The sequence below is a fragment of the Larkinella harenae genome (assembly GCF_054780515.1).
Genome location: NZ_BAAGWE010000012.1, coordinates 1 through 24,932 on the forward strand (window position 1 = coordinate 1; position 24,932 = coordinate 24,932).

A 24,932-nucleotide genomic window follows, 5' to 3' on the forward strand; every position below is an offset into this window, starting at 1 on the left:
GTGTTGAACTCACCGCCACGGGGGGCAGTACCTACCGCTGGGACAACGGAGCCACTTCCCCCAAGCGCACCATCACCACTGCCGGGACTTACTCGGTCACCGTCACCAGTGGCAATGGCTGTAGCAGTTCCACTTCCGTGGTCGTCACCGATCAGCAGCAACAACTTTCTAGTCCTAATCTGGCAAGTACGACAGTTACCCAGGGAAGTCCTACCCTGATGCTGACGGCCACCAACTGCCCTGGAACTCTCCATTGGACCGGACCTGATGCCACAACCGGTACCGGTACGATTTATGTGCTTACTAACAAACCGGGAACGTTCGTCTATCAGGCTACCTGTATTGTTGATCAGTGCGCCAGCCCAACCACGACACTTTCAGTTATCGTTAACGCCCCCACCGCTTCGGAATCTTATGATGGCTATATTAACGGCGCTGACTGTGCTTCCTTCCGAGGCTGGGTCTGGAACGCCGAACAGCCCAACAACCCTGTGCGCATCGACATCCTGAATGGAGATCGGCTTATCACTACCCTGATAGCCGATCAGTTCCGGCAAGATTTGCTCCAGGCGGGTAAGGGTAATGGACGTCATGGATTCATGTGGCCAATCCCCCAGGAGCTTAAAGACGGTTCTTCCCTCCTGCTATCAGCTCGAGTCAGTGGCCACGGCTTTGTCCTGAAAGATGCACCCAAAGCGATCATCTGTCATCCAAACCCAACGCCAGGGCAGAATCATCCCCCCCAGCTTCCGGCAGCGATCCCCGCTTTGGTGGCTCAGCTTGACGTTGCGTTCGTAGCCGAACTACCCGCCTTCTCTGATCCCGAGGCCCAACCGCTCAGTCATGAGCTGGCAGGATTACCCGCCGGGTTACGTTTTGATAGCGCCCGACGTGTCATCCATGGCACACCCACGCAACCGGGCACCTTTGTGCTCACTTACCAGGCAACCGACCCACAGGGGGCAAGCAACAGCACCACTCTCACACTGACCGTGCAGTCACCCACTACCTCTCCCGTAGCAGGGGCTTTGGATGGCTCCCTCTACGGGGCCGACTGTGAAACCTTCCGCGGCTGGGTCTGGGACCGCACCCAACCTAATACTCCTTTGTGGGTCGAACTGCTTGATGGAACAACCGTTATTGCCACCCTGCTTGCCGATCAATTCCGACAGGATTTGCTGCAAGCCAGCAAGGGCAATGGACGCCATGCCTTCATTTGGACCATTCCGGCCTCGCTCAAAGATGGTAAGCCCCACTCCCTCTCGGCTAGGGTTGTAAACCCCGGATTCATCCTGAATGGGGGGCCTAAAACCATTCACTGCCAGGCACAGCCCGCCCCGGTGGGCAACCAACCACCCCAGCCGCCCACGCCTACGGTTTTGGTCGCCCCTCTGACAGCCCAGGTTGGCGTGCCTTTCTCAGCAACCCTGGTGGCCTTTACCGATCCGGAAGGCCAACCGCTTCAGTACCGTCTGGAGGGGTTGCCCCCGGGCTTAAACCTTGAAATGCCTAACCGTACCCTCAGCGGAACACCCACCCAAGCGGGCACCTTCGTACTGACCTATCAGGCGACTGATCCGCTGGGGGCCAGCAATAGTGTGAGTTTTCCGCTCACGGTGCAATCCGCCGGCAGTGCACCCCTCACGGGTAATTTTGAAGGGTTCCTCGATAAACTTGACTGTGGAGGCATCCGAGGGTGGGTATGGGATCGGGACAAACCCAACACCCCGCTAACGGTTGAGTTTTACCTGGAAACGAGCCCCGGAACGATTACAGTACTAGGCAGCACGGTGGCCAATATTTACCGGCAGGATTTGAAGGATGCGGGCAAGGGTAATGGTGCGCACGTCTACAACTTCACCCCGCCGGCCAGTGTCACCAACGGCACGCTGGTGTTTGCCCGGGTGCTCGGTTCGCATTTTGTGCTCAGCGGTTCACCCAAGACCTACCACTGCACTCCAGCGGCCCGGATATCGGCAGAAACACCCCAATCGCTGCAGGTACAGGTGCTAGGGAACCCCGTTCGGGGTGATGCCGTAGTGTTTGAAGTGCGGGGTGCCGAAGGGCAAAACCTGCAAATGCGGCTATTGGATGAGCGTGGACTTGTGATTGCCGAACGGGCGCAGCCTCGAGCGACCGCGCTGGAACACCATACGCTATCAGTAGCTGGGCAGGCACCAGGGGTGTTAACCCTGCAGGTGCACACGCCCACACAGGTAAAAACAGTGAAGCTGTTGTACGCCAACTAATAACGATTACCCCTCCAAGGGCAAACGGGTTATTGCAAATGCGCTAACCCGTTTGCCCAAAATCTTGGTAAGTAGCTAATTTTGGAACAAGATGTGAATCACGTCTGATCGGATGGTTACGTACCCTTCTAGTATCCTGGGTTTTCCCGCGATTATCTCAACCGTAGCTTTTCAACCGAGTTGCACCGCTGAAGTCAGATAAAGTACACGTAAGTCATTTCATGGCAGTAAAAGAAGCTCTTTTTTTTCCCACGACTCGCTGTGGTCCAGAGAGGTTGAAGCCAACGGATTCATTTATTGGAGTCGGCAGCTCGTTGTCTTGTTTATCAATGGAGAGAATAGCAGTTGCTCCAATCGCTTGATTAGGCGATAAGATCAGCACCTCGTTCATCTTAAGGGTAGAAAGCTAAGACCCTGTTTAACGTAAGAAGGTCCTACAAAAAACTTGTCCACGAAACGGCATGGCTTATACGCAATGTCTACTTGAAACCATTTTCTATAGGAATAAAAAGGGGAGGAACCCGCAACCCGGCCCTCCCCTTTCGTTTATCTATTTGTTATTTCGATCTTACTTCGATGCTCTGAATTTCATGATTGTACCCGGTCCGTAATACAACACATAGTACACATCGGGGTTTACATTACTTAAGACAATATCAACTGGGGTTATAGCTGGTGAAAATAAGCTCATTGCTGGATCATCGCCACTGGCAATTCGAGCGGGCGACGAAAAGCCAAACTCCGTCACAATGCTTTTACCACTGGGGGTCAATAAGATATCTGTAATACCCGAAAAACCTTCTTTGTATAGGGTTGGTGAAACAGGCGCGCTACCGGTAGCACTCACTTTATAAATTTTTGAAAGACCAGCCGGAAACGGAAAACCGGTCAGCGTACTGACCAGGAAATGGGTACCATCATATACAATTCCTGTCGGTACCGCATCAATTGTTGAAGTCCCCACTGCTGGGAATAAGGGGTTTGGATCATCGGGAAACGTAGCGAAAATACTAAGGCTTCCATCCACTTTCTTACGGCGAACAATAGCGTTGGCGCCTGCATCAACGATAAACAAATCACCGTCAGGCCCAAATGTAAGGTTGTATGGATTAGAATCTGGATCATCAGGCGCATTGGGATGTTCCTTTCTGACAAATGTGCCGATATCTTCGCTGTGAATTGTGCTGAAATCGACTGCAGGCGTTGTTCCGGGCACAAAACCTGACACATCGGCGATGTATAATTTATCCTCCGTAGCATGCAGGATATACAACTTCCCATATTGATACACCAAATGATTGAGGCCTTCAGGTGAGTTTTCGGGACTCATCAGGGATGGAAAACCCGTTATAACCGGAAAAACGCTACCCGATGGCGTAACGACCGTAACCTGGCCATTGTTAACCGTCCCACTTCCCGCTTCAGTCACCCAAACATTGCCTTTCGGGTCTTCGGCCATGCCCAGAGGGGACTTGAGCCCTGTGGCCAACGGAGGGCCTGGCACGGGCTCGAAGGTCGTAGGAGTCGGAAACTGATGATCAACCAATACACAGCTTGAAAATCCTAGCAGGAAAAAGCCAACCAGCGCAAAAGGCTGACATAATTGCGAATAGAATCGTTTTGTAGTCATCTTGAAATAGGAAAAAGAAAGATAATCTGAACGCTTTTAACAGCGGTTTTGAAGTAGTCCGGTTTTTTGAAAGTGGCAGTAGGTAAAAGCTATAAACAAGCTACCCATCGCTCCAACCAGTTTCTACACCGGTCCTATCGTCGGAGCTTTTTGACCCGGTGGCGTCTCAATTCCTGGTTGCTTACTGGAGGCCTTTCGTCAGGAAGTGACTTCAAATAATCCTGGCTGGGTAACGGGGCGGATTAAATAACCAGTTCTATTCTTCGCCCTCCAGCTGTCACGGCCTTGAAAACTTACTCCTTCGACCTATCGCTTTACAGCGTAGCCGGCATAGAGCATATTCATATCGGAATCTTCCACCAGGCAGAAGTTTGCACCCAACTCCACAAAGGTCCATTCGCCTTTGACTCGTTTCCTGAGAAAGCTCAGCATTTTAGGCAGGGAAATGTTGGGCTTGGAACCTACATGTTCCTTCCATTCCAATCGGTTGGCTTTGAGGAGATCTTTCAGTTCATCCGGCCGAATGAACATGTCCCAGACGTGGAGATTGGGGGGCATAAAAGCCCAGCGTTTCCATTCCTGCCAAATTTTAATGGCAACAAGCTTGCTGATAAACGTCCTGTTGATGGTGTCATAAACAAATATGCCGTTGGGTTTGAGCACCCGGGAGATTTCAGAAATAACCTTCGGCAAATCTTCCACATGCTCTAGGACATCACAACAAAAAATGACATCAAACGACGCATCCGGAAAAGGAATTCGCTCACCGGACCCGACTTCGTAGCGGATGGCAAGTTTTGCAGCGTTGGCGTGATTTCGGGCCGTATGGATTGACTCCGCAGCCGGATCAATTCCAGTCGTGTTGAATCCCATTTTACTAATCTCTTCGGTGAGGATTCCACCTCCACACCCTACTTCCAGCGCTGATTTTCCCGCAGCGTTTATCATTAGCTTTTGTAAAACTTTCTTTGCAAAGCCAACCCGCCAGGGGTTTACGGAAGTTTTTAGAATATGGAGCACACTATCGGGCTTCCACCATATATCGCCTTCCTTTTTATAAACAGCATTGTTTATCTGGTTATATACCTCTGTAGCAACTTTCTCCATCGTTCATCAGGAATAAATAAGACTCATTTATAGAATAAAATGGGCAATAACTGGCCTTCGGCAAGCGAAGCGATAGGCCACTTACCGGTTTTTCAGACTAGAAATCGAGGAGGACTGGGATGCTGTTGCATCACGGCCTTATCAGTTCATTCTAGGGACTAGAAGGAATTGAACGGACTTGATGGGTAAAATTCCAAGGCTGATTCTTAATTTGCAACGGGCACTAATCCATATTCCAGCATGATCTTCTTTATTTTCCCCATGTCTGGAGGACCTCCTGCCCTCATTATTCCCAGCAAGTCTTTGAAGTAGTTGGAAGTAAACACCCCGGGATTCGCAAAAGCCAGGATTTCCACCGTTTCGCTGGTGTTGTTCGTAAAACTATGAATCCTCCCTCTTTTGATGAAGTAATGGTCGCCGGGGTTAAGTTGGAGAATCTGGTCATCCACCGTCAGCGTGAGCGACCCCTTTATACCATACAAGGTTTCATCAAAATTATCGTGGTAGTGCGCTGCTGGCACTTTCGCGTTTGGATGAATGACTACTTTAAACAATGTAAACTGGGCATTGGTGTCAGACGCATCTAAACAAAAATGGACTTCTAACCCATTGCCCAGGTTGATCACCTCAGAAGGTTTCATAGGATTTGCTTTGTTAACCAGGACAAAGTAAATCAGCAACTTCATGTAAAAAATTGATCCGAATCAAGAAAGTTATAAATGCCTGTTTCTTTTTCGGATGCGGCTCAACGTCTCTGGGGTTACGCCCAAATAACTGGCGATATGGTATTGGGGCAACCGGTTGATCCAGTGGGGAGATTCTTTCAATATCCGACGGTATTTTTCATCGGGCGTTTCAGTCGCCATGTTACTGAGCATATTTTTGAGCCAGGCCACCGTGCGCCCCCGGTTTATGATTTGGTACAGTGCATAATCTGGAATGGTTCGGGTGGCATATTCCCATTTCTCCCGGTTGAGATAAAGAAGGTGGCAATCTTCCAGCGCCTGCATGCTCATGGTAGAAGGAATTCGATTGATAAAGCTCTCCATTTCCCCACACCACCACCCTTCCTCGGCGAAAAAGATATTTCGTTCATTGCCTTCCGACGTGGTATGGTATTGTCGCAGGCAACCTTTCAAGACAAATGAAACGTGCTTTACCACTGCATCCTGCTCAAAAAGCATTTCGTTTTTAGGAAGAATTTGCTCGCCAAAAAGCGGGAGAAATTTTTGAAATTCCTCTTCCGGGAAATGATGTCTTTGCCGTAATGTCGTAAGCAGTAAGTGGGATTCCATCATGTAGTTCAAGATTAGCTCGATTAACCCATAGGGATTGTTTCTGGCAACTTGTCCCTACGAAGAATAACCTTTCTAGAAAGTAAATACAGGTAAATCCTGGATCTACCTACCAGCAGCCCAAAGGGAAAGAAATAATTTACGGAGCCCTAAAGAAGTTTAAGAGCAGGAAATTGATGAGGGCCTGGGTTCTTAGACTTGCCACTTACTCAAAAATATAACCTGGGTGTAACCAATTACAACGGCGGTAAGATCGAGTCAATCGTTCCCGACATCTACTATAAAAAAGAAAGTCCCTACGCGCTTCCGAAAATCAACCGGTTTGGTCCGCAAACAACAGCGTTCCCGTTGGAGGTGACACAACGATTAACCAGCGGTTTAAAATAGGAACTGATCATCAGTGCTCCACTTTTGCTACCAGGGTCCGTTCAACCAAGCCAGGCTTTAGGGCTAAACCAGGAACACTTTCTTTCCTGAACGGCTCATTCGTTAGCTTTTCGCGTTTGTTTCGAATTGCAGCCCCATTTAGCGTACACAACGAATTCGGATCCGGTCAATCTGGGGCGTCAACCAGGGTGTAAAAAATCAATCTAGTTTCAAAAGAATGCTGGAATGACAGCTTGATATGCGGTCGTCAAACTGTTACATTTGAAGGCATATCTCGTTCCTTCACCATGAATACCAGCCAAGAGATTCTATTCTTTTTCAGTGCCCTGGGCGCGTTCAACGGATTAGTTTTAGGTGTCTTCCTGCTGTTTTTTACCCAGAAGAAGTACCTGGCCAACTACATGCTGGGTGCTCTCCTATTGGCACTTAGCGTTCGAATCGGCAAATCGGTTTTTCTTTATTTTGACGGCCGGTTACCCAAAATCTACCTGCAAATCGGTCTTTCTGCCTGTTTTTTTATCGGTCCTCTGCTGTATTTTTTTGTGCGTTCGGCCGTAAAACCGTTGGAAAAAGTACCGAAAAGCTGGGTTGGAACGATCATTTTGTTGGCCCTCGTCATTATCACAACGGGAATTCTCTTCCCGTATGAAGCATTTCCGGCCTATTGGAATCAGTATTTTGCCAAAATCATCTATATACAATGGTTTTGCTTTCTGCTGGCTTCCGGGTGGGCCATTCGGAGCCTATTGGCGAACCTGTTCCGCCGGGATTACCGCATGAAACCCGCCGAAACCTGGATCTGTATGATCTTTGCGGGCAATGCGGTCATCTTTCTGTTTTATTTTACCTCCCTGATCAATGCTCCATTCGCTTCCTATATCAGCGGAGCCATTGCCTTTACCCTGATTCTATACCTGATGGCCACCCTACTGGTTTACCGGAAAAATACCGACGCGCTTTTGCTGGTTTTACCCGACAAGCCCATGCCTAAAAAGCTAAACGAATCCGATGCGCAACGCTGGCTGACCAAACTCGAAAAAGTGATGACGGAAAAAGCCGTTTATAAAAACCCTGATCTGAAGCTACATGATTTGTCAAACGAAATACAGATCTCCGCACACCAGCTCTCGGCCTTACTCAACGATCACCTGGGCAAAAATTACACCACGTACATCAACGAATACCGGATTGCCGAAGCCTGCAACAGGATGACCAATGAACCGCGTTTTACCCTGGAGGCCATTGGGTATGAAGTGGGCTTTAATTCCAAATCAACCTTTTTTGCCGCCTTTAAAAAAATTAAAGGAGTTACCCCTTCCAATTACCAACAATCTACTAATCAAACCATTACCTTATAAAAACAGTACGGTTTTATAAATTCATACGCCTGTTTTTCTTTTCCTGAACCCCTACTACCGATCTGCTGCTGACTTTTGGATTCAACCACATCCTTTGTCAATCAGCCATGAAATTCACCGGCTTGCTCTTCGTAACAGGTTTCCTGTTCACACTGGCTCATTCGGTCCTTAGTCAGCCCACTTATTCGTTGAATGCCACCATTGTGGATGCCCGGCAGCAACCCGTGGCAGTGGATGCCCATCTGCTTTCCCTACCCGATTCTGTCCTACTGAAAAGTGGCCACTTTCCGGATGGTCGCGTTTCTTTTTCAGCCATCCGACCTGCCAAGACCGTTCTCCGGTTAAGAAGCCTGTCGTTTGCAGATTCCCTGATTGCCCTTGCAGACAGATCCTTTTCGCACCGGAATTTGGGAGTAATTGTCCTGCGGGAACAGGCCATTCTAATGAATGAAGTCCGCTTCACCCGCCAGCCCCCCCTGGTCCGGCACGGAATCAACGGCACGATAGAGGTGCAGGTTGCGGGTTCCATACTGGCGGGTAGTGCTTCCGTCAACCAACTTCTCGAACGATCCCCCGGCATTACCTTTACGGAAGGGCGGATCAGCGTGGTGGGGAAAGGCGAAGCACTGATCTTCTTAAACAATCAGGCCATCACGTACGAGCAAATGATGACGATACCGGTTAGCCAGATTGTTCGGGTGGAAGTTATTGTCAATCCCTCGTCCCGCTACGATGCCGAGGGAAAAGCCGTGATTCGGATTATAACCCGGCAAAATGCCGAACGAGGGACTTCGGGATCGGTGATGCAGCAGTTGACCTATTCGCCTTTTGCCGGGGGTGAAGGCAATACCCTGGCCGATTTTACGTACCGGCACGGTAAGCTGACCGTATCCGGGAATTACACCTTCCGCACCGGCAAGGACCGTGAGGTGCTTTACACCACCCGAACCCGGCCGGATTCGGCGATCTTTTTACGTTCGGAATTAACGACTGACTGGCAGCGACAGCTCCGCAATTATTCCAGCTATAGCCTGGGGGCCCAGTATAATCCAACAGCAAACGCAGTCCTGTCCCTGGCCTACAAAGGAAACCTGGATCGCCTGGGCGGTCGACAATACAGCCAAAATAAGATCGATGACGCCGTCAATCAGGGGCTTTACAACAGCACGCTCGCCAAAAATGAAAAACGGCTCAATCACTCGTTCCTCCTGAATTACAACCGTACCCTGGATTCACTCGGCTCCGCTTTTTTTGTGGGCAGTCAGGTTGCTCGCTTCCAAACGGATGTCCGTGATGGAATTCAGGAAAGCAATCTCCTCAATGACAGCAGCTTCGCACGGCTCCTTAAAAATCACCAATCGTATCATATCACAATTTGGAGCACCCAACTGGATTATACCAAACGGTTTGGTAACGGCAATAAGCTCGAAACGGGGTTAAAGCTCTCCTTCGCCAGCACCGCTTCCAGCACCGACTTCCTCATTGCCGCTTCCGAAGATGGTTTTCAGTTTGACCCTGCCCTATCCAGCCAGTTTGATTACACCGAACGCATCCCTGCAGCCTATATTCAGTACGACGGCGGACTTGGCAAGCGCACCCGTTATGCGGCCGGTATTCGGGGTGAGTGGACGCAGTACGAACTCAACACAAGTGCCGGATCCGGCCAGCAGCTTCAAAAAAGTTACGGCCATCTGTTTCCCAATTTATTGCTGACAAAAGCGGTTTCGGCGGAACTGAACGTTCGCCTTTCCTACGTGGCTAAAATTACCCGCCCGCGGTATCAGGCCCTGAATCCGTGGGTGATTTATCAGGATCCTTTCACGAGCATCCAAGGAAACCCCGGTTTACGCCCCGAAAAGGTTCATTCGGTTGAAACGGGACTGAGCTACCGGGATTTTGATCTGCGAGCCGGTTATAATTTCACCAAAGACCCCATAAGCGGAGCTGCTTTGCGGGGCGATGGCCCCAACAGCTATGTGCTCAAAGGCATTAATCTGGAAAAAGATCATACCGTTTTTCTAACCGGTTCGGCCGTTTTTACCAGGGGCTGGTGGAATACCACCACCAGCCTTACAGTAAGCCGGAGTAAGTCGGTTGACCATCAGTACGGTTTTGAATTGATTAAACCCCGCCCCCACCTGTACGTTTACACCAGCCACTCGTTGCAGGTCAACAACCTATTCAAAGTGCAACTCGTGGCCTGGTATCTGGGTGATAAATACTACGGACTTTATTACAACAAGAGCCGGGCTACGGTAACCCTCGGTCTGGAAAAAGATTTTTTCAAAAATGCCTGGAAGCTTCGGTTGACAGCCAACGACTTGTTTCACCAAACCAACGCGTCGGGGACGTACAACGTCGGTAAAACCGCTATTTATTTCGACAGAACCTACAATACGGCCAATGTTACGATGAGCCTCACCTACCGTTTCGGAAAACCCCTCAAAATCGGTTACCGCAGCCGGTCAACGGCTGAAACGGAGCAAAATCGGGCTAAATAAGGGGCTGCCCCCGAACCGCCAGGCTGATTTACAAGAACCGAATTAGGCGAGAGAATCCCTGATTCTTCCGGTTAACGTTCCCCCCGTTGCGTTCCCCTGTTCCTAACGGAAATGGCCTCCTGCGTTTCGGGCAACAAAAAGGAAATACCGTCATAAACCGTTGCCTGTAAGGCGTCCACAGTGGGACGAAAAACTTCATTGTAGTGCAGAAAAGCATCCTGGTACGTAGCAGCATTAGCCATCGCATCGGCCAGTACCGTAGCGCCTTGTAGGGCCAATGTACTGCCCATACCCGTCGGAAATGCCGGTGCATACCCGGCATCACCGACCAAGGCGACCCGGCCTATGGTCCAGGCAGGCATCTTTATTTGACAACCCTGGTCAAAATAAAAGGTGTCGGCTTTTTTTACTTCCTCGATCAGCTGAGGCACTTTCCATCCCAGGCTTTTGAAAGCGTCAATGACAAGCTGCTTCTGAGCTTCGATATCGTGCCGATTATAGCTAATTTTTTCGTTTGTCCGGAACGTCAAAAAGCCATCCGCGTGCTCCTCATTGTAATAATAGACGACGGCCATGTTCGTCGGTGTGGTATACATTTGTCCGTAATTTTTCTTGCCTAAGCTTTTGTCCACCGGAAAAACCGAAAAATAGAAATTCAAGAAATGGGTAAATTGCTCTTCCGGACCAAAAGCCAGCTTTCTTACCCCGGAGTGGATCCCATCAGCCCCAATGACAAAATCATAGTTCTCAGAAGTGCCGTCTTTAAACGTAACGGAAACACAATCTTCACGCTGCTGTAAGGCGACGATGCGGCTGTTGAACCGATACTCAACGCCGTCTTTTACCTTTTCATACAAAATGTTGACTAAGTCATCCCGGCGAATTTCCGTATCATCACCGGGCCGGATAGCCCCAATTTCCTCAACCAACATAGTGCCTTCTACTTCCCCACTTGCGTTCAGAAATTCAAGACCTTTTGTTGGCAATTTGGCCGCTTTGATGGCATCGAGTATGCCCATTCTCTCGGCCGTGTCCAATGAGTCGCCACGCACATCAATGGGCGTGCCACCCATTCTTGGTCCATGACCGATTTCAACGACGGTTACCTTGTACTTATACTGTTTCATCCAGTAAGCCATAGTAAGGCCTGCAATGCTGGCACCTGAAATCAAAACGGACTGTTCCATACGTATTCGCCTTTATGTTAAGTTCCCTGCAAAGGAATGTCAGCTTTTAGGCTTAAAATAGCGCAATAACTAGTAAAAACAGTCGTAAACATGAAGTCGCAAACCGATCACCAACAGAACTTTGCCAAAATGGCGTCAATGGCAGAACGCCTGGGCGTACAGCTATCCAAAGACGTTCACGACGATTTTTTGCAGAGCTTCGAGTTTAATAACGTCCAGATTTTTGATTTTCTACCGGAGTTTGCGCTGATGGTCCGGAGCCTGGTTTCTAAAAAGGAATTTGCTTTTGAGCGGGGTCCTATTACGGCCATTGAGCACGGGATTCTGATTAGCTTTAAGAACTTTTTTGATGACGGATTTGAAGCTGTTGAGCCTAAACAAACGGTTTTGATCGAAGAGCTCCCGAGCCTACAAATCATGCCGTTACATTCGGGCGCGCGCCTTCAATTACCAAAGCATTCGCATGAAAAGCTCATCTCGATCATGGTTAGTCTGGACTATCTGCAACTACTTTTAAAAGAAAGTCAGGCTCGTTTTAATTTTTTGTTCGAGCAGGAAAATCAGTTCTTTATTGATGAATTAATGTCGGCCGATATTGTACGGGTGGCCACTGAGATCAGTAAGACCAGTGTCCAACCCGCCCTACCGGGTTTGTACTACCGGTTAAAAACACTGGAGTTGTTATACTTTCTATTTCGTGATTTGAGCAAAAGGAAGGCGACAAATCATGAAAACATTAAAATTGATGATCTGAAGGCAATTTATAAAGTACGGGATGTCTTGACGACAACCCTTAATGAACCCACTCCCGTCAAGGAGCTGGTAAAAATAGCCGGCATGAATGAATTGAAACTGCGCAAATTATTTGTCCAAATTTTCGGCATGGGACTGTACGATTATTTCCAGCGCGTCCGGATGCAGGAAGCGGCCCGGCTCCTGCGGGACGAAAATCTTACGGTATCCGAAACCGGCTATCGACTCGGTTTTTCCAACCTTAGCCATTTTACCCGTTTGTTTGAAGAGCATCTGGGCTCCAAGCCGAAAAAGTGGAGCATGGAAAAAGGATAAAAAACACGGACGGGGAGAATCTTTTGTTGAATAGCTCATTCAGGCACGGTGCAGATGAACTGGGATCACAGGAATGATGCGATGAAAAGAGGAAGTGAGGGCAAGGCCGTTATCGGTCCGGTTGTATGGACTCCCGGATTCCGTTAAATGTTGATGAAGTTAAGCAAACCCATCCATTTTCCTGCCTGAAAAAAAAGTCCTGAATCATTTTTGAGTCCCGTAGAGAAGTCTTCTACCAAGCAGCCCCTTCAAAACGCTTTCTTCTGTGAATGAGAAATTTACTCTTAAGACAATTGATCAACACATCGAATTATTTTTTCATGGATACCGAATAACCAATAAACGGATAGGCTCTGGAAAATCTGACTTGATCCCCATTCGGGTAATGGAGTTTAACGATGCCTACTTTCACCGCATTCCGCTTATAATCCAACCGACCTCCCAATGATAAAAACCAAACGTTAGAATAATTTTTACTTAAAAAACCAGCGGTTTGGATAAAGTGGTTTTGAGTAATTAACGAGATATCCCCAAACAGGTGTCTGCTGTAGGCTATACTGCTAATGAGGTTTATTTTATTGGGAACAGCAACTGCTACGCCATTACCATAATCATGAAAAGCAAGATTGCCACGTAATACGCTCACGCCAAATGTTCCATTACTCTTTGCGTTACCTGCGGTAATCAGTACCTGAGGAGCTAGTAAGCCCCCCTTCTTAACGGGTTTGTACTTGACTTGGTAATAGGTTACGTTGGCCGCCAGGTGGATAGTATTGGTAATCGGTAACGAATACTGGAGTTGTAAAGAAAAAGGTGGGGCCGCCACATCAACCGGCAAAATACAAACGCCAGCCCCCACACTTACACGGTTGGTTACTTGGTAGGAAGCGGAGTTGATCAGTAAGTAATAGTTATTATACGTGAAGGTTCCTTTGGGCAAAGGCCGTGCATTCTTTTGAAAAAAGTAAGACGTTTGGCGATTCTCAAAAAGCGAATCGGCTTGACAATAAGCCAAATGGCCCCAAAACAGAAAAGAAAAAAAGTAAATGCTATTTTCATGGAAAGCATTGGCGAAGTTCAATACAGTCAATCTATTTTCATCATATGAATATTATCCACAAGTTACATTTATTCGCTAACGTTTTTTTCTTACCTCCAATTTTTTCAGGTGGAATCCTTCCCTGCCCTAGCCTTGGGAAAGGAGTCCATTACCGGTAAAGCCCGTTCACTATGTTTAGATCTATACCGTGGCGACCCGTTGTATTTCTTGCTCCCTTACTCCCTTGCACCCTTACTCCCTTGCCGCCACAAACTTCTATGCAACAAAGCCGCTAAAAGTAGACTGTTTGGGCTTAATCGGCCCAATTCTGGTTTCAGGGAAGCTTATCCGGGCCTATTCCGGTTAAGAGCAAGACGAACGGCCCTCTCCCCATCAGGAAATCAGTTCCAGGGCGGAACGGGCGGCCGTTTCCAGCAGTTGGTATGATGGCGGGTTTCGATCCAAGCTTATACCGGGCATTTGAAACGCCCGCGGAATATCGACCACCAGATCCAGAGCAGCCTGTTTTTTACAATAAAAGAAGCCTTTTTCCAACAGGAATGTGCCCAGGTACTCCTGTTCTGGCTGGCCGGGCGTTGGAATGAGCAATGCTTTCCGGCCCGTGACGGCAAGATCCATCAGCGTTGAATAGCCACTGCGGCAGATTACCAGGCCAGCATGGGCGATTTCAAGGCTCAGTTGCGTGGCATTTAGATGGGTGAAGTACGCAAGATGAGAAGGCAATCCATCCGGTATCCGCCCAGCCGGATTACCGGCTACAAACGTAAACTCGTACTGGTTTAAAGGGGTTATTTGGTTCAGAATACGTGCTTCAAGCAGGCTACGCATGGGTTCGGGGCCCGAAAGGAGCACCAGAATCCGGTTTTGAGGCACCAGCAGATCGTCGATGGGAATCTTCAGTTGAGACAACCAACCAACGTACTGAGCATTTCGGGGAAGCTGCGTGGGGTGCGACAAGGTACCGGCGAGGTTATCCTTCCCATCACGGTCCACCACCCAGCATTGGTCGAACTTTTCCAGCAGCGGGTAATGCAACTTTTGAAGGACATCATCGACCAGGGCACCTTTCCCGGAGCGAATCCGCAGCTGATGCGTAAGGATCACGGCTGGGAGATCTGGGATTTTGAGCCCATAGCGGTTATCGGAGATGACCAAATCGAAGCGATGTTCACGGTGCATAGCCACAAGCCAACGGCCTTCTTTCCGAATAGCGCGCAGAATGCGCGGAATCTGGCCAATGATTCTGGCGGCAAATGTGCTTGCGTGGCGGCTGTAGGTGATGCGGTACCCTTCGAGTGGCAGAATTGGAATGTCCGGAAAATTGCTCCGCAGCAACAACGCGGATGCCCCCTCGGCGGCCAGCGTTATGCGGCAGCCTTTGGCCAGCAACAGGCGGATCACCGGGATGCACCGCGTGGTATGTCCCAGCCCCCAATCCAGCGGTGCTAGTAAGATGTGCGGATTTTGTACCGATCGTTTGGCCTGTTGCATGCTGGACTATTGAAATTTCCCATCAAAAATCGTTGAATCATGGAACGATTGACAAAGGACCACCTTGAAAACCACGTCCCGTTGCCCGTGCTGAGTTTTTACTTTTCTGTTGTTAAACCTGCGACAGGACTATAGAAGGGCAGAAATTGAATGAATCACCCTTGGGTTGAAAGCCGTATACCCGCTATTTCTTCTTGGCCTCTATCCATTTCGTAGCGAGTGAAGCCTCAATAGGTTGCAATAACTCAATGCCCATTTGTACCTGTTCATCGGACAACGCGCCGAAACACCTTTCGTTCACTTCATTCAAGGTTTGATAGCAGGCTTTTAACACCCTGCCCCCTTCTTCGGTTATGGCCAACCGTTTAGTCCTCTTATCAAATTCATCCTCCTGCTCCACAATTAATTCAGCCTTCTTTAATCGACTAAGAATTAACAAACCGGATGATAACTCATTGAAATTAGCTAAGATAACGTCTGTTTTTTTAGGATTTAGGGTATTTGCAATGGAATTGAGGTATAAAAATTCGTCGAAGCTACTGATTCCGAATACTTTGAAAGCGCTCTCCGCATCTACCGTGTGCAGTTTGGCAACCCTGCCCACCAGTTTAGTAAATGTGCTGGTGCTGTCAGGAGGAACGGGGGATTGCCAAAAGGCAACTTCCACCGACCGCTGCTCCGGCTGGGTTAAGTAGGCCTGACAAAATTGACGGATATCGGCCCCGGGGTTCTCTTCTTCATACTTCGCCCATAAAGTAATTAATTCAACCGCCTTCTTCATTTACATCAGATTTGATGTAAAAATACTAAAAAGCAACACAAATGATTTTATTATATCATTTGTGTTGTATATATTCGACATTTGGATCATAACTGCTATAAATATGGAAAAATTAAAAGTGAAAGGGCTATCAGGAATTATCATGTCCTCTCCCGAGCCCGAGCGGCTGGTCAAATTTTACAGCGAGGTGTTGGGGCTACCACTGGCCCTAAATCGTCATGGAAACACACCCGACCATTGGGAGTGCGACTACCAAGGCATCCACTATGCCGTCCTTAAACGCAAAGCAAATGAGCAGCCCAATGAGAACATTGTCCTCTCCTTCGCCGTGGATGATATAGAACGCTTTATCGACACCTACGGTATTCCGATGATTCATCCGATCATGGACTTAGGAAAGGGGGCCTACATTGCCAGTTTCAAAGACCCCGATGGGAACCTATTGCGGTTTTGGATGAATAAGAATTGATTACGCTACACGAAGAAAAGGTACAAGCTCTCCTTATATCTAATTCGGACGAGTCAAGGCGAGCTTGTACGCCTTGGTGGACCGGCGGTTTAATGGCCTAACGTTCCCACCCGTTCCTTCCTTTCCGTACAGACCCGTCCACTCACCAAGAGTTGTCTTTGGGGAACGGCCAGGGGAAGGGGCGGTCGACTGAGGGCAAGTTGATAAGAAGGAAGGTTACGTTGCGCCATATGTTAGAATAGCATATTCCTTTTTTATACATTTGGCGGCTACCCTAATTATCCTAGTCGCTTGATGAATGTTGCCATACCAACGGGGCAGGTGTTGAAAGCCCGCCTAGCTACCCAACTAATTTTTCTCGTTTGCGGCTTGGGAATGTCCAGTTGGGCACCGATGGTGCCCTTTGCCAAAGACCGCTTGGCTTTGAATGACGCGAACCTGGGTTTGTTACTCTTGCTGCTGGGCGGGGGGTCCATGCTAATGATGCCTACCTCGGGCTGGCTGGTGAGACGCTTTGGCAGCCGTCTTGTCATGACCGCTGCAGCGCTGGTGATGGCACTTTCTCTGCCCCTGCTGGTCATCCTTCCCTCCACCGCTGCAATGGCCGTCACGTTGTTTATATTCGGCGCTAGCATTGGCACCATTGACGTAGCCATGAATGCGCATGGCGTACAGGTGGAAAACCTGTACGGAAGGCCCATCATGTCGTCCTTGCATGGCCTCTTTAGTGTTGGGGGGCTATTGGGCTCGTTGGGTTTAGGATTTTTGATTAAACTGGGCCTTAACCCGCTGTATGCGGCCATCAGCATTGCCGCCCTGATGATCCTTATTACCCTGACTCAATTTCAAAACTTGTTTCCTTTACCAATAGAGCAACAGGCGATTGCTCACTTTTCGGCAGCCGATGAACAACCATCCTCAGTTAAGCAGCGGTTCAGCTGGTTAGATAGCCGCATTATCTTCATCGGATTGATGTGCTTTGCTATTTTCCTGGCCGAAGGGGCCGTGCTGGATTGGAGCGCCATCTTTCTCCGCGATAGCAAACACATCGAACCGGAGTTTGCAGGCGTGGGCTATTCGGCCTTTTCCATTGCGATGGCGACGATGCGGTTAGTAGGTGATAAGCTGGTGACCCATCTGAACGGCAAAACAGTCGTGGTGGGGGGCAGTCTGCTGGGGGCAGTGGGTCTGGGCATTGCCGTTCTGAGTCCATGGGTAGGCGGAGCACTCATTGGCTTTGTGCTATTGGGCTTGGGCGCAGCCAACATTGTGCCGGTGTTTTTCAGCCAGGCGGGCCGGATGCCGGGCATCTCGCCGACCGTAAGTCTGCCGGCCATTACCACCATGGGGTATACAGGGATGCTGGCTGGGCCGGCCTTATTGGGCTTTATCGCGCAACGCTCTTCATTGAGCATGGCTTTGGGGTTGTTGGCGGTGTTGCTGGTCGTGGTGGCCCTGAGTTATGGACTGAAAGATAAAACGGCTTAAAAGGAGTAACTTATAACCTAGAGCCGAAAGGAACCTGCAAAGGGTAGGTTGTCACGGTTTTTTTAAGAGGACCGGTTCCACCCGGTATCCCCGCTCACGTAACAAGCGAATAACGCCTGTTCGATACCGCAGGTGATTAAGCCCTACCGCTATCAGGCAAGGTTTCGTGGAAATAGTGGCGGTAATTTTGCTCATCCATTCCCGGTTACGTACATCCATCGGAATAAAGTCGAAATCCGCTGTAGTGGAAAAATTGGCCCTTTCCTCCAGCTTGTAGTCAATGCGCATGCTCCTGTAGCGAGCAACGTCCTTTTTTCCACCTTCTTTCCCGTAAATAGTCCAGCCAGGCTGGTCACTGCCTTCAATATACCTCAAGGAACGAGTCAGGTACTGCCTGGCCTGTTCAATGCTTGTTGAATCAAACGCTGTCGTTTTCATTCGATCCAACCGATCCCCTTTCCTACCCAGTTTCTGATAAAACTTAACTAAGTCCAGATCCATCGATTTGGTAACGCCATTGGCTCCCTTGGTATGAGCAACGAGGGTCATCAGGATCGCAGCCTCCATCTCGGCGACCGACATGTTCTGGGCATCCTCGTTCCCGTTGATTCCTTCACCAACCCGGGCCACAAAGAAGGAATCAAGAGTCGTGTATTGCTTGGGAGTAAGCAATGGCAGGGCTTTTAATGAATTTTTAGGCCGTGTGCTTAACGTAGCTGGTGGCTCCGTGGAAAACGCTTCGGTCAGAATAAATTCGGTGCTGTCAATGACCTTTTGCATTTCCGGGTATTCAAAGAGCCATTCTGCGTCAACCAGGTGATCTGTTCCCAATAAATAGGACGGTTTTGGGCAGGCAGGACCAGTGATTTTCCACAGTATGGTGGGCGGATTAGCGGTACTGTCTGCGGTGCGTTCTGGCCCCATAGCGTAAGCGTAGGATGAAAGCAGCCACAAGGGTCCAAGCAGGAAAAACGACAACTTGCATTTCATAGCAATAGCCTGAAAAGGTGTATGAATGTAGCGGATAAGACCCGCTTCACCAAACACCTTTTGCCACCCTACTTAAAGTTATCCTGGTTGTTCTTTGGGAAGCATTTTGTAAAATTCCGTCAATTGGCCTATCAACTGACACTCGTTACTGAGCAGATGCCTGTTGAAGCCCGTATCCGTTTTACAGCACCAACTGACCTTCCTGTTGCTGTCCAATCCTGGACAGCAACATGTCCGCTTCTGGACAAGGACACCAACCTAGGTAAGGCCCAGCGTTCCTGAAGGCTCGTTTTCAGCCCTGGCATCAGATTTGATTTGTTCGTTTTGGGCTCATGCATTACCTCAACCTGGGCTTCACGGCTCCTAACGGAAATAGGCCGTTTCAGCGACCAGCAGGCTGGGGATAGCCTTAAGCCTCGCCGGTGATTTACTGGAAAATCCAGGAGTACGGGACGAACTTCATGGGATCAAACGAGCTAGCCTTTCGGGCGGAACGGGCAGTACGTTGGGTTACCCCACACGAAGCAGATCGTTCCGGAACCGGGCTTTCAAGTTCGTCACAAGAAATTCGGTCTATGACCACCATTTGTTACCGTTTAACAAAAGATCAATGATCGGAAGTTACCTTAAAACAGGAGGACGCAACCTAACGCGCAACAAGCTCTTCTCGTTTATCAATATCACGGGCCTTGCCATCAGCATGTCCGTTGGCCTATTGCTGATCGCATTCGTACTCGACCTGCGTTCCTACGATAAGTTCCACCAGCACGGTGAACGGATCTATCGCATCACCAATGTGCTCTCTGCAAAGCGTGACCCCCGCGGATCAGGGTCCGGCGGCAAGTTTGCCACCACCTCCTTAAAAACCGGAAAGCTTATCCGGGAAAAAGTGACCGATATTGAAGATGTGGCGATTATGCGCACCGACTTTTCACAGGATGCCAAGGTCGGAGCTACTATACTCCCGCTCAAGGGCTTCTGGGCAGAGCCGTCGGTGTTCAGGCTGTTTACATTTCCTATGCTGGAAGGCAGTCCCGAGACAGCCCTGAAATATCCTTACTCGATCGTTCTCACGGAAACAGCAGCGAAAAAGCTATTTGGCAACCAGCCTGCGCTGGGCAAGGCTATCCGGTTTGATACGCTCGATTACCGGGTGACCGGTATTATGAAGGATGTCCCCTTCTTTTCGCACATCCACTTCGAAGCATTGGTATCGTTGTCGACAGCCGAGCAGCTCAACAAAAACAACAAAGACTTCGAAAAATGGACCAGCATGTCGTCCAATTATGTATACCTCCTGCTGCCGGAAAAGGCGAACCTGGCTTCCATCCAGTCGCAGCTCGACGGTATTGCCAGGCAAGAAAATCTCGCCGGAGAAACTACGAAGATTCAACTCGAGCTTCTTCCCCTGCACAAGATTGTGGTTGGAGAAACCCTCCGTCGCTCCGAGGGAGGGCCTGGATCCATGGGGCCTCACCTGTCTCCTGTACTGCTTTGGATCCTCGGCGGGCTTGCCCTGGTGGTAATTTTGTCGGCGTGTTTCAACTATACCAACCTTTCAATGGCACGGGCCATGCGCCGTTTTAAGGAAATAGGTCTTCGCAAAGCAATCGGGGCCGGAAAGAACCAGGTGTGGCAACAATTCCTGGTGGAAGCCATCATGATTTCCCTGGCTGCCCTGGTGCTTTCCTACTTCCTCTTCGTTGTTTTGCGGCCGGAATTGATCAACCTGGCTCCGGAAATGCAGCGCATGGTGAAGCTCGAGCTCACTCCAACAATGACCATAGCCTTCATCCTTTTTTCGGTCCTCGTTGGTAGTATAGCCGGCTTCATGCCGGCCCTCTACTTTTCAAATGTCAGCGCGATCAATGCGCTGCGGAACGTGTCATCCGTGCAGGTGTTTAGACACGTCAGCCTCCGACGCGCTCTGGTTGTAATTCAATACACACTCACCCTGATTTTTATAACGACCACCGCCATTGGCTACGTGCAGTATAAAAACATTCTTGCCTTCGACCTGGGTTTCAACACGGAAAACATCCTGAACATTGACATGCAGGGAAATAAGCCGGATGCCTTTCTCAAGGAACTGGGCCAAATGCCGGAAGTGACCGCGCTATCCCGGTCGTTAATCATCACCAGCGTCGGAAATGCCTGGGGCGGTTTCGTAAAATACAGCGACTCGCGTGACTCTGCCTTAGTCATGACCAACCACGTCGACGAAAACTACCTGTCCCTGCATGAATACAAACTGGTTGCCGGGGGAAATTTCAGGGCACGACCCACTACCGCTGAAGCCGCCACGGAACTGATCGTTAACCAGCAATTCTTGAAACGATTCAACATCGCGGGCCATGATCCCGTAAAAGCCATTGGGAAAGAAATTACCTTCAGTAGCTTCAGCGTAAAAGGACGCAAGATGACTATTGTTGGTGTCATGAAAGACTTTCACTATGGGAAGGTCGAAAACCTCATTGAACCCGTCGCCTTTATGTTCTGGACACCCGGAGACCGAGCCATGATTAACGCCAAAATTCAAAGCACCGATATGAGCGCGACCCTTGCCAGGATCGAGACAGCCTGGAAGAAGACCGATCGAGTTCATCCTTTTGAGGCCCAATTTTTTGACGAAGCCATTGAAGAAGCCTACAGCGAATTTTCGACCCTGATCAAGATCATTGGTTTCCTTTCCCTGCTGGCCATTTCAATCGCATCGATGGGTTTGTTTGGCATGGTGGCCTTCACCACCGAAACCCGGCTGAAAGAGATCAGCATCCGCAAAGTGATGGGCGCAAGTCCGGGCAACCTGATCTTCTTATTGAGCCGCGGTTTTCTCATCCTGCTGACAATAGCGGCACTCATTGCCCTGCCCATAACCTACTTGTTCTTTGAGAACGTCGTGCTTACTCATTTTCCGTATCACACCCCCGTTCAGGTTGCTGAGTTATGCGTCGGCTTAGTGGTGGTCCTGCTGATCGCCTTCCTGATGATCGGATCACAGACGTGGAAGGCCGCAAAAAGTAATCCGGCGAAAGTTCTGAAGAACGAATAAAAGAGATCATCGTGAGAAAAGGCACGACTGACCTCCCTTTATGTTTTTTCACGCTCAATATTCGGCAGAAAATAAGTAACCAAACCAATCAAAAGCAAATAAGGCGTAATTGAAAAAACGAACCGAATTCCTTGCAGGTCGGCCAGCCAGCCCAACAAAGCCGACCCAATACCACCCATGCCAAAGGACAGGCCAAAGAACAGCCCCGCAATCGCGCCTACTTTACCCGGGATCAGCTCAGTGGCGTAAACCAGAATAGCCGAAAAAGCCGATGCAATCAGAAGTCCAATGACGATAGAAAGCAATACGGTCATTTCCAGCCCTACATAGGGCAAGAGCAAGGCGAACGGAGCTGCTCCAAGGATGGAAGACCAAATCACGATTTTCCGACCGTACCGATCTCCGATCGGGCCACCAGCGATAGTTCCAATGGCAACGGCGGCCAGAAATGCAAAAAGATAGAGCTGCGATTGCTGAACAGTGGCGTCAAACTTTTCGATCAAAAAGAAGGTGAAATAGTTGGTCATCGAAGCCATATAGAAAAACTTCGAGAACATCAGAGCCAGCAAAATGAGAATGGAAAAGGTAACGGTTCGTTTGCTGAAACGGTTGGTGCGCGCTACGTCGATCGGTTCGTTTTTCACCGTTTTAGGGACCATATTCAGCTGATACCACCGGCTTACATACCCTAAAATGACAATGGCGAACAAGGCCATGATCGCAAACAGACTGATGTAAGACTGCCCCATGGGAACCACAATCAAAGCAGCCAGCAGGGGGCCGATGGCACTGCCGAGGTTCCCACCCACTTGAAAGATGGATTGCGCAAGCCCTTTCTTTCCACCAGAGGCTAAATGAGCCACTCGGGAAGCTTCCGGGTGAAAAATAGAAGAACCAACCCCCACCAAACTAACGGCTCCCAGAATGGTGGGGAAATTTCGTCCAAAGGCCAGAATCAGCAACCCTGCCAGCGAGAAACACATCCCAAATACCACCGCCTTGGGAAACGGGTTTTTATCGGTGTACAACCCGACGAATGGCTGCAAAATTGAGGCTGTCAGTTGATAGGCCAAGGTAATGATGCCTATTTGCGCAAACGTGAGTCCATAATCGTTTTTCAACAGGGGGTATATTGCCGAAATGATGGATTGAATTACATCATTGAGCAGGTGGGAGACGCTAATAGCAAACAGGATTCGATAGGTGGTCGCGCTGGTATAAGTCAGGGAAGCGGTCGTTTTCATGGGCATATTCATCAGACGACCTGATGATTTAATGGAAAAATTAGAGTGTACTAATGATTTTATTCACAATACGCAGGGTTTTAACGGGATTCTGAACCCTGATGCATTCGTAGAGCTCTTCATGCAGTTTTTGACTTTTTAAAAACACGTCGGTATTCGTGTAGGCCCTGGAAAAAAACTCAGTGAGTTGTACGGAAACAGTTTTGTAAAGCTTATACAAAAGCTGGTTACCGCAGCTTTCGGCCAGCAGGATGTGAAATTGAATATCGGCTTGAAGACACTCCTCCAGTTTATCTTCAAGTGCATAATGTCTCCGTTTTTCCAATTCGGCTTTCAACCTTTGCAAATGATCATCGTTGCGGTTAAGGGCTGCTTTTTCCGCAATTTTTATTTCCAGGAGCTGTCGTACTTCAACTAATTCCGCGAAATCGGCTCGTTGAACCGTATTATCCAGCGATTCATTCCCGGCATTACTGATCACAAAGGTGCCAATTCCTTGCAAAGGGTTGACGTAGCCCGATTGCGCCAGGTACCGGATGGCTTCCCTGACCGTCGATCGCCCTACGCCAAACGTTTTCATAAAATCTGGCTCCGTGGGCAACTTTTCATTGATTGCGTACCGTCCATTCTGAATGTCTTGCAGAATGGTTTCGGCAACTTCCTGGGCTAGCGATTTTCGCTGAAGATTTGACATACAACTATTTCGTCCGGTCGTCTGATGATTACAAAGGTAATAAGTAGATAAGAAAGGCCAACCATTCCAACCAAAAAAGCTTCAACTGACTCAACAGCTGCGCCTTGCTACATGCGGTCAGGTAGAAAGCGTAAAGCGAAGGTGAGCTAGCAAATGTTAAAATAGAACTATTCATGAGGGATTTCGTTTATCAATTGGCTAAGAACGAAGCCGATCGAAATCCACTCAGAATCAACACCTGTCAAAAAACTATGAAAAGCCAGTTATACGCAATCCTGTTGGTATTAGGCGTTCTCACCTGCTTCTTATGGTACGGTTTTGCCTTGGTTGACTGGGTCCAGGATTACCGGACGGGCGTGTATCATCACGAGTATTTCGAAGCTTTTTATGAGACGTTGGCCATTGCCCTCTACACGCTCCTTGGGGTTCGGTTTATGAACAAACGGATTGATAGCTTTTGATAAGGCAGAAAACGTTATGTTTCCCGGCGGTAACGCCTTCAATTAGCCGGTAATTAGGTACCCGAACGGCTGTTTTACTTTTGAAAGGTATCCAACACGGATCCATTCAGGCCAAATCGGACGCCCTCCTGAACGGGTACTCAAACCTCCCTCTAGCGCCTATCATATTGCCAATTAATCACTTTTTAAATCCGATCACGACCCCTATACGTTGATCCTGCATCATAAACTGGATAGCGAATGAAGACATTCCGATTTACCTTCCAGAAAAATGGCGAGATGCGGATCAAGTACATTGAGGCTTCAACCCAGAAAGAGGCAAAGCGGCTTTTTAAGGAACTTGGACTCGGCAAATACGAAACGTTCTGCCAATGGCCCCTCCCTTACTAAGGATGCGGTAAGGGGTTCTGTGAGAAGTTA

The 24,932-nt window shown here is 49.0% G+C and carries 22 protein-coding genes; 10 read left to right on the plus strand and 12 right to left on the minus strand.

Features of this window, described 5'->3' with window-relative positions:
* On the plus strand, nt 1-2,249 hold a 2,249-nt coding region (locus ACYVH9_RS28525), incomplete at its 5' end, for a putative Ig domain-containing protein (protein WP_460639853.1).
* A 214-nt stretch (nt 2,250-2,463) separates the two neighbouring features.
* Here ACYVH9_RS28525 and ACYVH9_RS28530 read toward each other — a convergent pair.
* The 5 genes from ACYVH9_RS28530 to ACYVH9_RS28550 form a co-directional block, all read right to left on the minus strand.
* Complete coding sequence (locus ACYVH9_RS28530; RefSeq protein ID WP_460639854.1) at nt 2,464-2,640, minus strand: hypothetical protein; 177 nt, start codon at nt 2,638-2,640, stop codon at nt 2,464-2,466.
* A gap of 177 nt (nt 2,641-2,817) precedes the next feature.
* Nucleotides 2,818-3,879, minus strand: coding sequence for a ScyD/ScyE family protein (locus ACYVH9_RS28535; RefSeq protein ID WP_460639855.1), 1,062 nt, complete (start codon nt 3,877-3,879; stop codon nt 2,818-2,820).
* A 306-nt stretch (nt 3,880-4,185) separates the two neighbouring features.
* A complete protein-coding gene (ubiG, locus tag ACYVH9_RS28540) occupies nt 4,186-4,986 on the minus strand; it encodes a bifunctional 2-polyprenyl-6-hydroxyphenol methylase/3-demethylubiquinol 3-O-methyltransferase UbiG (RefSeq protein ID WP_460639856.1) in 801 nt (266 codons plus the stop codon).
* A 206-nt stretch (nt 4,987-5,192) separates the two neighbouring features.
* Nucleotides 5,193-5,627 carry a cupin domain-containing protein gene (locus ACYVH9_RS28545; RefSeq protein ID WP_460639857.1) on the minus strand — a complete coding sequence of 145 codons (435 nt, stop codon included), beginning with the start codon at nt 5,625-5,627 and terminating at the stop codon, nt 5,193-5,195.
* A gap of 72 nt (nt 5,628-5,699) precedes the next feature.
* Nucleotides 5,700-6,281, minus strand: coding sequence for a Crp/Fnr family transcriptional regulator (locus ACYVH9_RS28550; RefSeq protein WP_460639858.1), 582 nt, complete (start codon nt 6,279-6,281; stop codon nt 5,700-5,702).
* A 674-nt stretch (nt 6,282-6,955) separates the two neighbouring features.
* On the opposite strand from ACYVH9_RS28550, the gene ACYVH9_RS28555 reads away from it, so the two are divergent.
* A complete protein-coding gene (locus ACYVH9_RS28555) occupies nt 6,956-8,026 on the plus strand; it encodes a helix-turn-helix domain-containing protein (protein WP_460639859.1) in 1,071 nt (356 codons plus the stop codon).
* Between the two features lie 107 nt (nt 8,027-8,133).
* Nucleotides 8,134-10,527 carry a TonB-dependent receptor domain-containing protein gene (locus tag ACYVH9_RS28560; RefSeq protein ID WP_460639860.1) on the plus strand — a complete coding sequence of 798 codons (2,394 nt, stop codon included), beginning with the start codon at nt 8,134-8,136 and terminating at the stop codon, nt 10,525-10,527.
* A 71-nt stretch (nt 10,528-10,598) separates the two neighbouring features.
* Here ACYVH9_RS28560 and ACYVH9_RS28565 read toward each other — a convergent pair whose 3' ends face one another.
* Nucleotides 10,599-11,714 (minus strand): FAD-dependent monooxygenase, encoded by a 1,116-nt coding sequence (locus ACYVH9_RS28565; protein WP_460639861.1) that lies wholly within the window; start codon nt 11,712-11,714, stop codon nt 10,599-10,601.
* Nucleotides 11,715-11,804: 90 nt separating this feature from the next.
* Between ACYVH9_RS28565 and ACYVH9_RS28570 the strand changes: the two genes are divergently transcribed.
* On the plus strand, nt 11,805-12,782 hold the full coding sequence (locus tag ACYVH9_RS28570) for a helix-turn-helix transcriptional regulator (protein WP_460639862.1): 978 nt from the start codon (nt 11,805-11,807) through the stop codon (nt 12,780-12,782).
* Nucleotides 12,783-13,092: 310 nt separating this feature from the next.
* On the opposite strand, the gene ACYVH9_RS28575 is transcribed toward ACYVH9_RS28570, so the two are convergent.
* From ACYVH9_RS28575 to ACYVH9_RS28585, 3 genes are all read right to left on the minus strand, one after another.
* Nucleotides 13,093-13,872, minus strand: coding sequence for a hypothetical protein (locus ACYVH9_RS28575; protein WP_460639863.1), 780 nt, complete (start codon nt 13,870-13,872; stop codon nt 13,093-13,095).
* 342 nt (nt 13,873-14,214) lie between these two features.
* On the minus strand, nt 14,215-15,333 hold the full coding sequence (locus ACYVH9_RS28580) for a glycosyltransferase (protein WP_460639864.1): 1,119 nt from the start codon (nt 15,331-15,333) through the stop codon (nt 14,215-14,217).
* A 184-nt stretch (nt 15,334-15,517) separates the two neighbouring features.
* The gene (locus ACYVH9_RS28585; protein WP_460639865.1) at nt 15,518-16,114 is read right to left on the minus strand and encodes a MarR family winged helix-turn-helix transcriptional regulator; all 597 of its coding nucleotides are present in this window, start codon (nt 16,112-16,114) and stop codon (nt 15,518-15,520) included.
* Nucleotides 16,115-16,256: 142 nt separating this feature from the next.
* Between ACYVH9_RS28585 and ACYVH9_RS28590 the strand changes: the two genes are divergently transcribed.
* Together ACYVH9_RS28590 and ACYVH9_RS28595 are read left to right on the plus strand one after the other, a co-directional pair.
* The gene (locus tag ACYVH9_RS28590) at nt 16,257-16,583 is read left to right on the plus strand and encodes a VOC family protein (RefSeq protein WP_460639866.1); all 327 of its coding nucleotides are present in this window, start codon (nt 16,257-16,259) and stop codon (nt 16,581-16,583) included.
* Between the two features lie 294 nt (nt 16,584-16,877).
* On the plus strand, nt 16,878-18,071 hold the full coding sequence (locus ACYVH9_RS28595; RefSeq protein WP_460639867.1) for an MFS transporter: 1,194 nt from the start codon (nt 16,878-16,880) through the stop codon (nt 18,069-18,071).
* Between the two features lie 51 nt (nt 18,072-18,122).
* Here ACYVH9_RS28595 and ACYVH9_RS28600 read toward each other — a convergent pair whose 3' ends face one another.
* On the minus strand, nt 18,123-19,061 hold the full coding sequence (locus ACYVH9_RS28600; RefSeq protein ID WP_460639868.1) for a TraB/GumN family protein: 939 nt from the start codon (nt 19,059-19,061) through the stop codon (nt 18,123-18,125).
* A gap of 21 nt (nt 19,062-19,082) precedes the next feature.
* Between ACYVH9_RS28600 and ACYVH9_RS28605 the strand changes: the two genes are divergently transcribed.
* Together ACYVH9_RS28605 and ACYVH9_RS28610 are read left to right on the plus strand one after the other, a co-directional pair.
* Entirely contained in the window at nt 19,083-19,343 is a 261-nt protein-coding gene (locus tag ACYVH9_RS28605; RefSeq protein ID WP_460639869.1) for a hypothetical protein, read from the plus strand.
* 328 nt (nt 19,344-19,671) lie between these two features.
* A complete protein-coding gene (locus ACYVH9_RS28610; RefSeq protein ID WP_460639870.1) occupies nt 19,672-22,113 on the plus strand; it encodes an ABC transporter permease in 2,442 nt (813 codons plus the stop codon).
* Between the two features lie 38 nt (nt 22,114-22,151).
* Here the strand turns inward: ACYVH9_RS28610 and ACYVH9_RS28615 are convergent, their stop codons facing one another.
* Complete coding sequence (locus ACYVH9_RS28615) at nt 22,152-23,357, minus strand: MFS transporter (RefSeq protein WP_460639871.1); 1,206 nt, start codon at nt 23,355-23,357, stop codon at nt 22,152-22,154.
* A 40-nt stretch (nt 23,358-23,397) separates the two neighbouring features.
* Complete coding sequence (locus tag ACYVH9_RS28620; RefSeq protein WP_460639872.1) at nt 23,398-24,051, minus strand: FadR/GntR family transcriptional regulator; 654 nt, start codon at nt 24,049-24,051, stop codon at nt 23,398-23,400.
* A 251-nt stretch (nt 24,052-24,302) separates the two neighbouring features.
* On the opposite strand from ACYVH9_RS28620, the gene ACYVH9_RS28625 reads away from it, so the two are divergent.
* Nucleotides 24,303-24,512 carry a hypothetical protein gene (locus ACYVH9_RS28625; RefSeq protein ID WP_460639873.1) on the plus strand — a complete coding sequence of 70 codons (210 nt, stop codon included), beginning with the start codon at nt 24,303-24,305 and terminating at the stop codon, nt 24,510-24,512.
* Nucleotides 24,513-24,752: 240 nt separating this feature from the next.
* Nucleotides 24,753-24,902 carry a hypothetical protein gene (locus ACYVH9_RS28630; RefSeq protein ID WP_460639874.1) on the plus strand — a complete coding sequence of 50 codons (150 nt, stop codon included), beginning with the start codon at nt 24,753-24,755 and terminating at the stop codon, nt 24,900-24,902.
* Nucleotides 24,903-24,932: the final 30 nt, after the last annotated feature.

Excerpts from the sequence above, each read along its gene's own strand:
- ACYVH9_RS28585 (WP_460639865.1), bottom strand. The coding sequence starts at position 16,114 with ATGAAGAAGGCGGTTGAATTAATTACTTTATGGGCGAAGTATGAAGAA.
- ACYVH9_RS28615 (WP_460639871.1), bottom strand. The coding sequence starts at position 23,357 with ATGAAAACGACCGCTTCCCTGACTTATACCAGCGCGACCACCTATCGA.
- ACYVH9_RS28550 (WP_460639858.1), bottom strand. The coding sequence starts at position 6,281 with ATGGAATCCCACTTACTGCTTACGACATTACGGCAAAGACATCATTTC.
- ubiG (WP_460639856.1), bottom strand. The coding sequence starts at position 4,986 with ATGGAGAAAGTTGCTACAGAGGTATATAACCAGATAAACAATGCTGTT.
- ACYVH9_RS28530 (WP_460639854.1), bottom strand. The coding sequence starts at position 2,640 with ATGAACGAGGTGCTGATCTTATCGCCTAATCAAGCGATTGGAGCAACT.
- ACYVH9_RS28555 (WP_460639859.1), top strand. The coding sequence starts at position 6,956 with ATGAATACCAGCCAAGAGATTCTATTCTTTTTCAGTGCCCTGGGCGCG.
- ACYVH9_RS28620 (WP_460639872.1), bottom strand. The coding sequence starts at position 24,051 with ATGTCAAATCTTCAGCGAAAATCGCTAGCCCAGGAAGTTGCCGAAACC.
- ACYVH9_RS28605 (WP_460639869.1), top strand. The coding sequence starts at position 19,083 with ATGAATGTAGCGGATAAGACCCGCTTCACCAAACACCTTTTGCCACCC.
- ACYVH9_RS28580 (WP_460639864.1), bottom strand. The coding sequence starts at position 15,333 with ATGCAACAGGCCAAACGATCGGTACAAAATCCGCACATCTTACTAGCA.
- ACYVH9_RS28610 (WP_460639870.1), top strand. The coding sequence starts at position 19,672 with ATGATCGGAAGTTACCTTAAAACAGGAGGACGCAACCTAACGCGCAAC.
- ACYVH9_RS28565 (WP_460639861.1), bottom strand. The coding sequence starts at position 11,714 with ATGGAACAGTCCGTTTTGATTTCAGGTGCCAGCATTGCAGGCCTTACT.
- ACYVH9_RS28630 (WP_460639874.1), top strand. The coding sequence starts at position 24,753 with ATGAAGACATTCCGATTTACCTTCCAGAAAAATGGCGAGATGCGGATC.
- ACYVH9_RS28535 (WP_460639855.1), bottom strand. The coding sequence starts at position 3,879 with ATGACTACAAAACGATTCTATTCGCAATTATGTCAGCCTTTTGCGCTG.
- ACYVH9_RS28600 (WP_460639868.1), bottom strand. The coding sequence starts at position 19,061 with ATGAAATGCAAGTTGTCGTTTTTCCTGCTTGGACCCTTGTGGCTGCTT.
- ACYVH9_RS28560 (WP_460639860.1), top strand. The coding sequence starts at position 8,134 with ATGAAATTCACCGGCTTGCTCTTCGTAACAGGTTTCCTGTTCACACTG.
- ACYVH9_RS28570 (WP_460639862.1), top strand. The coding sequence starts at position 11,805 with ATGAAGTCGCAAACCGATCACCAACAGAACTTTGCCAAAATGGCGTCA.
- ACYVH9_RS28625 (WP_460639873.1), top strand. The coding sequence starts at position 24,303 with ATGAAAAGCCAGTTATACGCAATCCTGTTGGTATTAGGCGTTCTCACC.
- ACYVH9_RS28595 (WP_460639867.1), top strand. The coding sequence starts at position 16,878 with ATGAATGTTGCCATACCAACGGGGCAGGTGTTGAAAGCCCGCCTAGCT.
- ACYVH9_RS28590 (WP_460639866.1), top strand. The coding sequence starts at position 16,257 with ATGTCCTCTCCCGAGCCCGAGCGGCTGGTCAAATTTTACAGCGAGGTG.
- ACYVH9_RS28545 (WP_460639857.1), bottom strand. The coding sequence starts at position 5,627 with ATGAAACCTTCTGAGGTGATCAACCTGGGCAATGGGTTAGAAGTCCAT.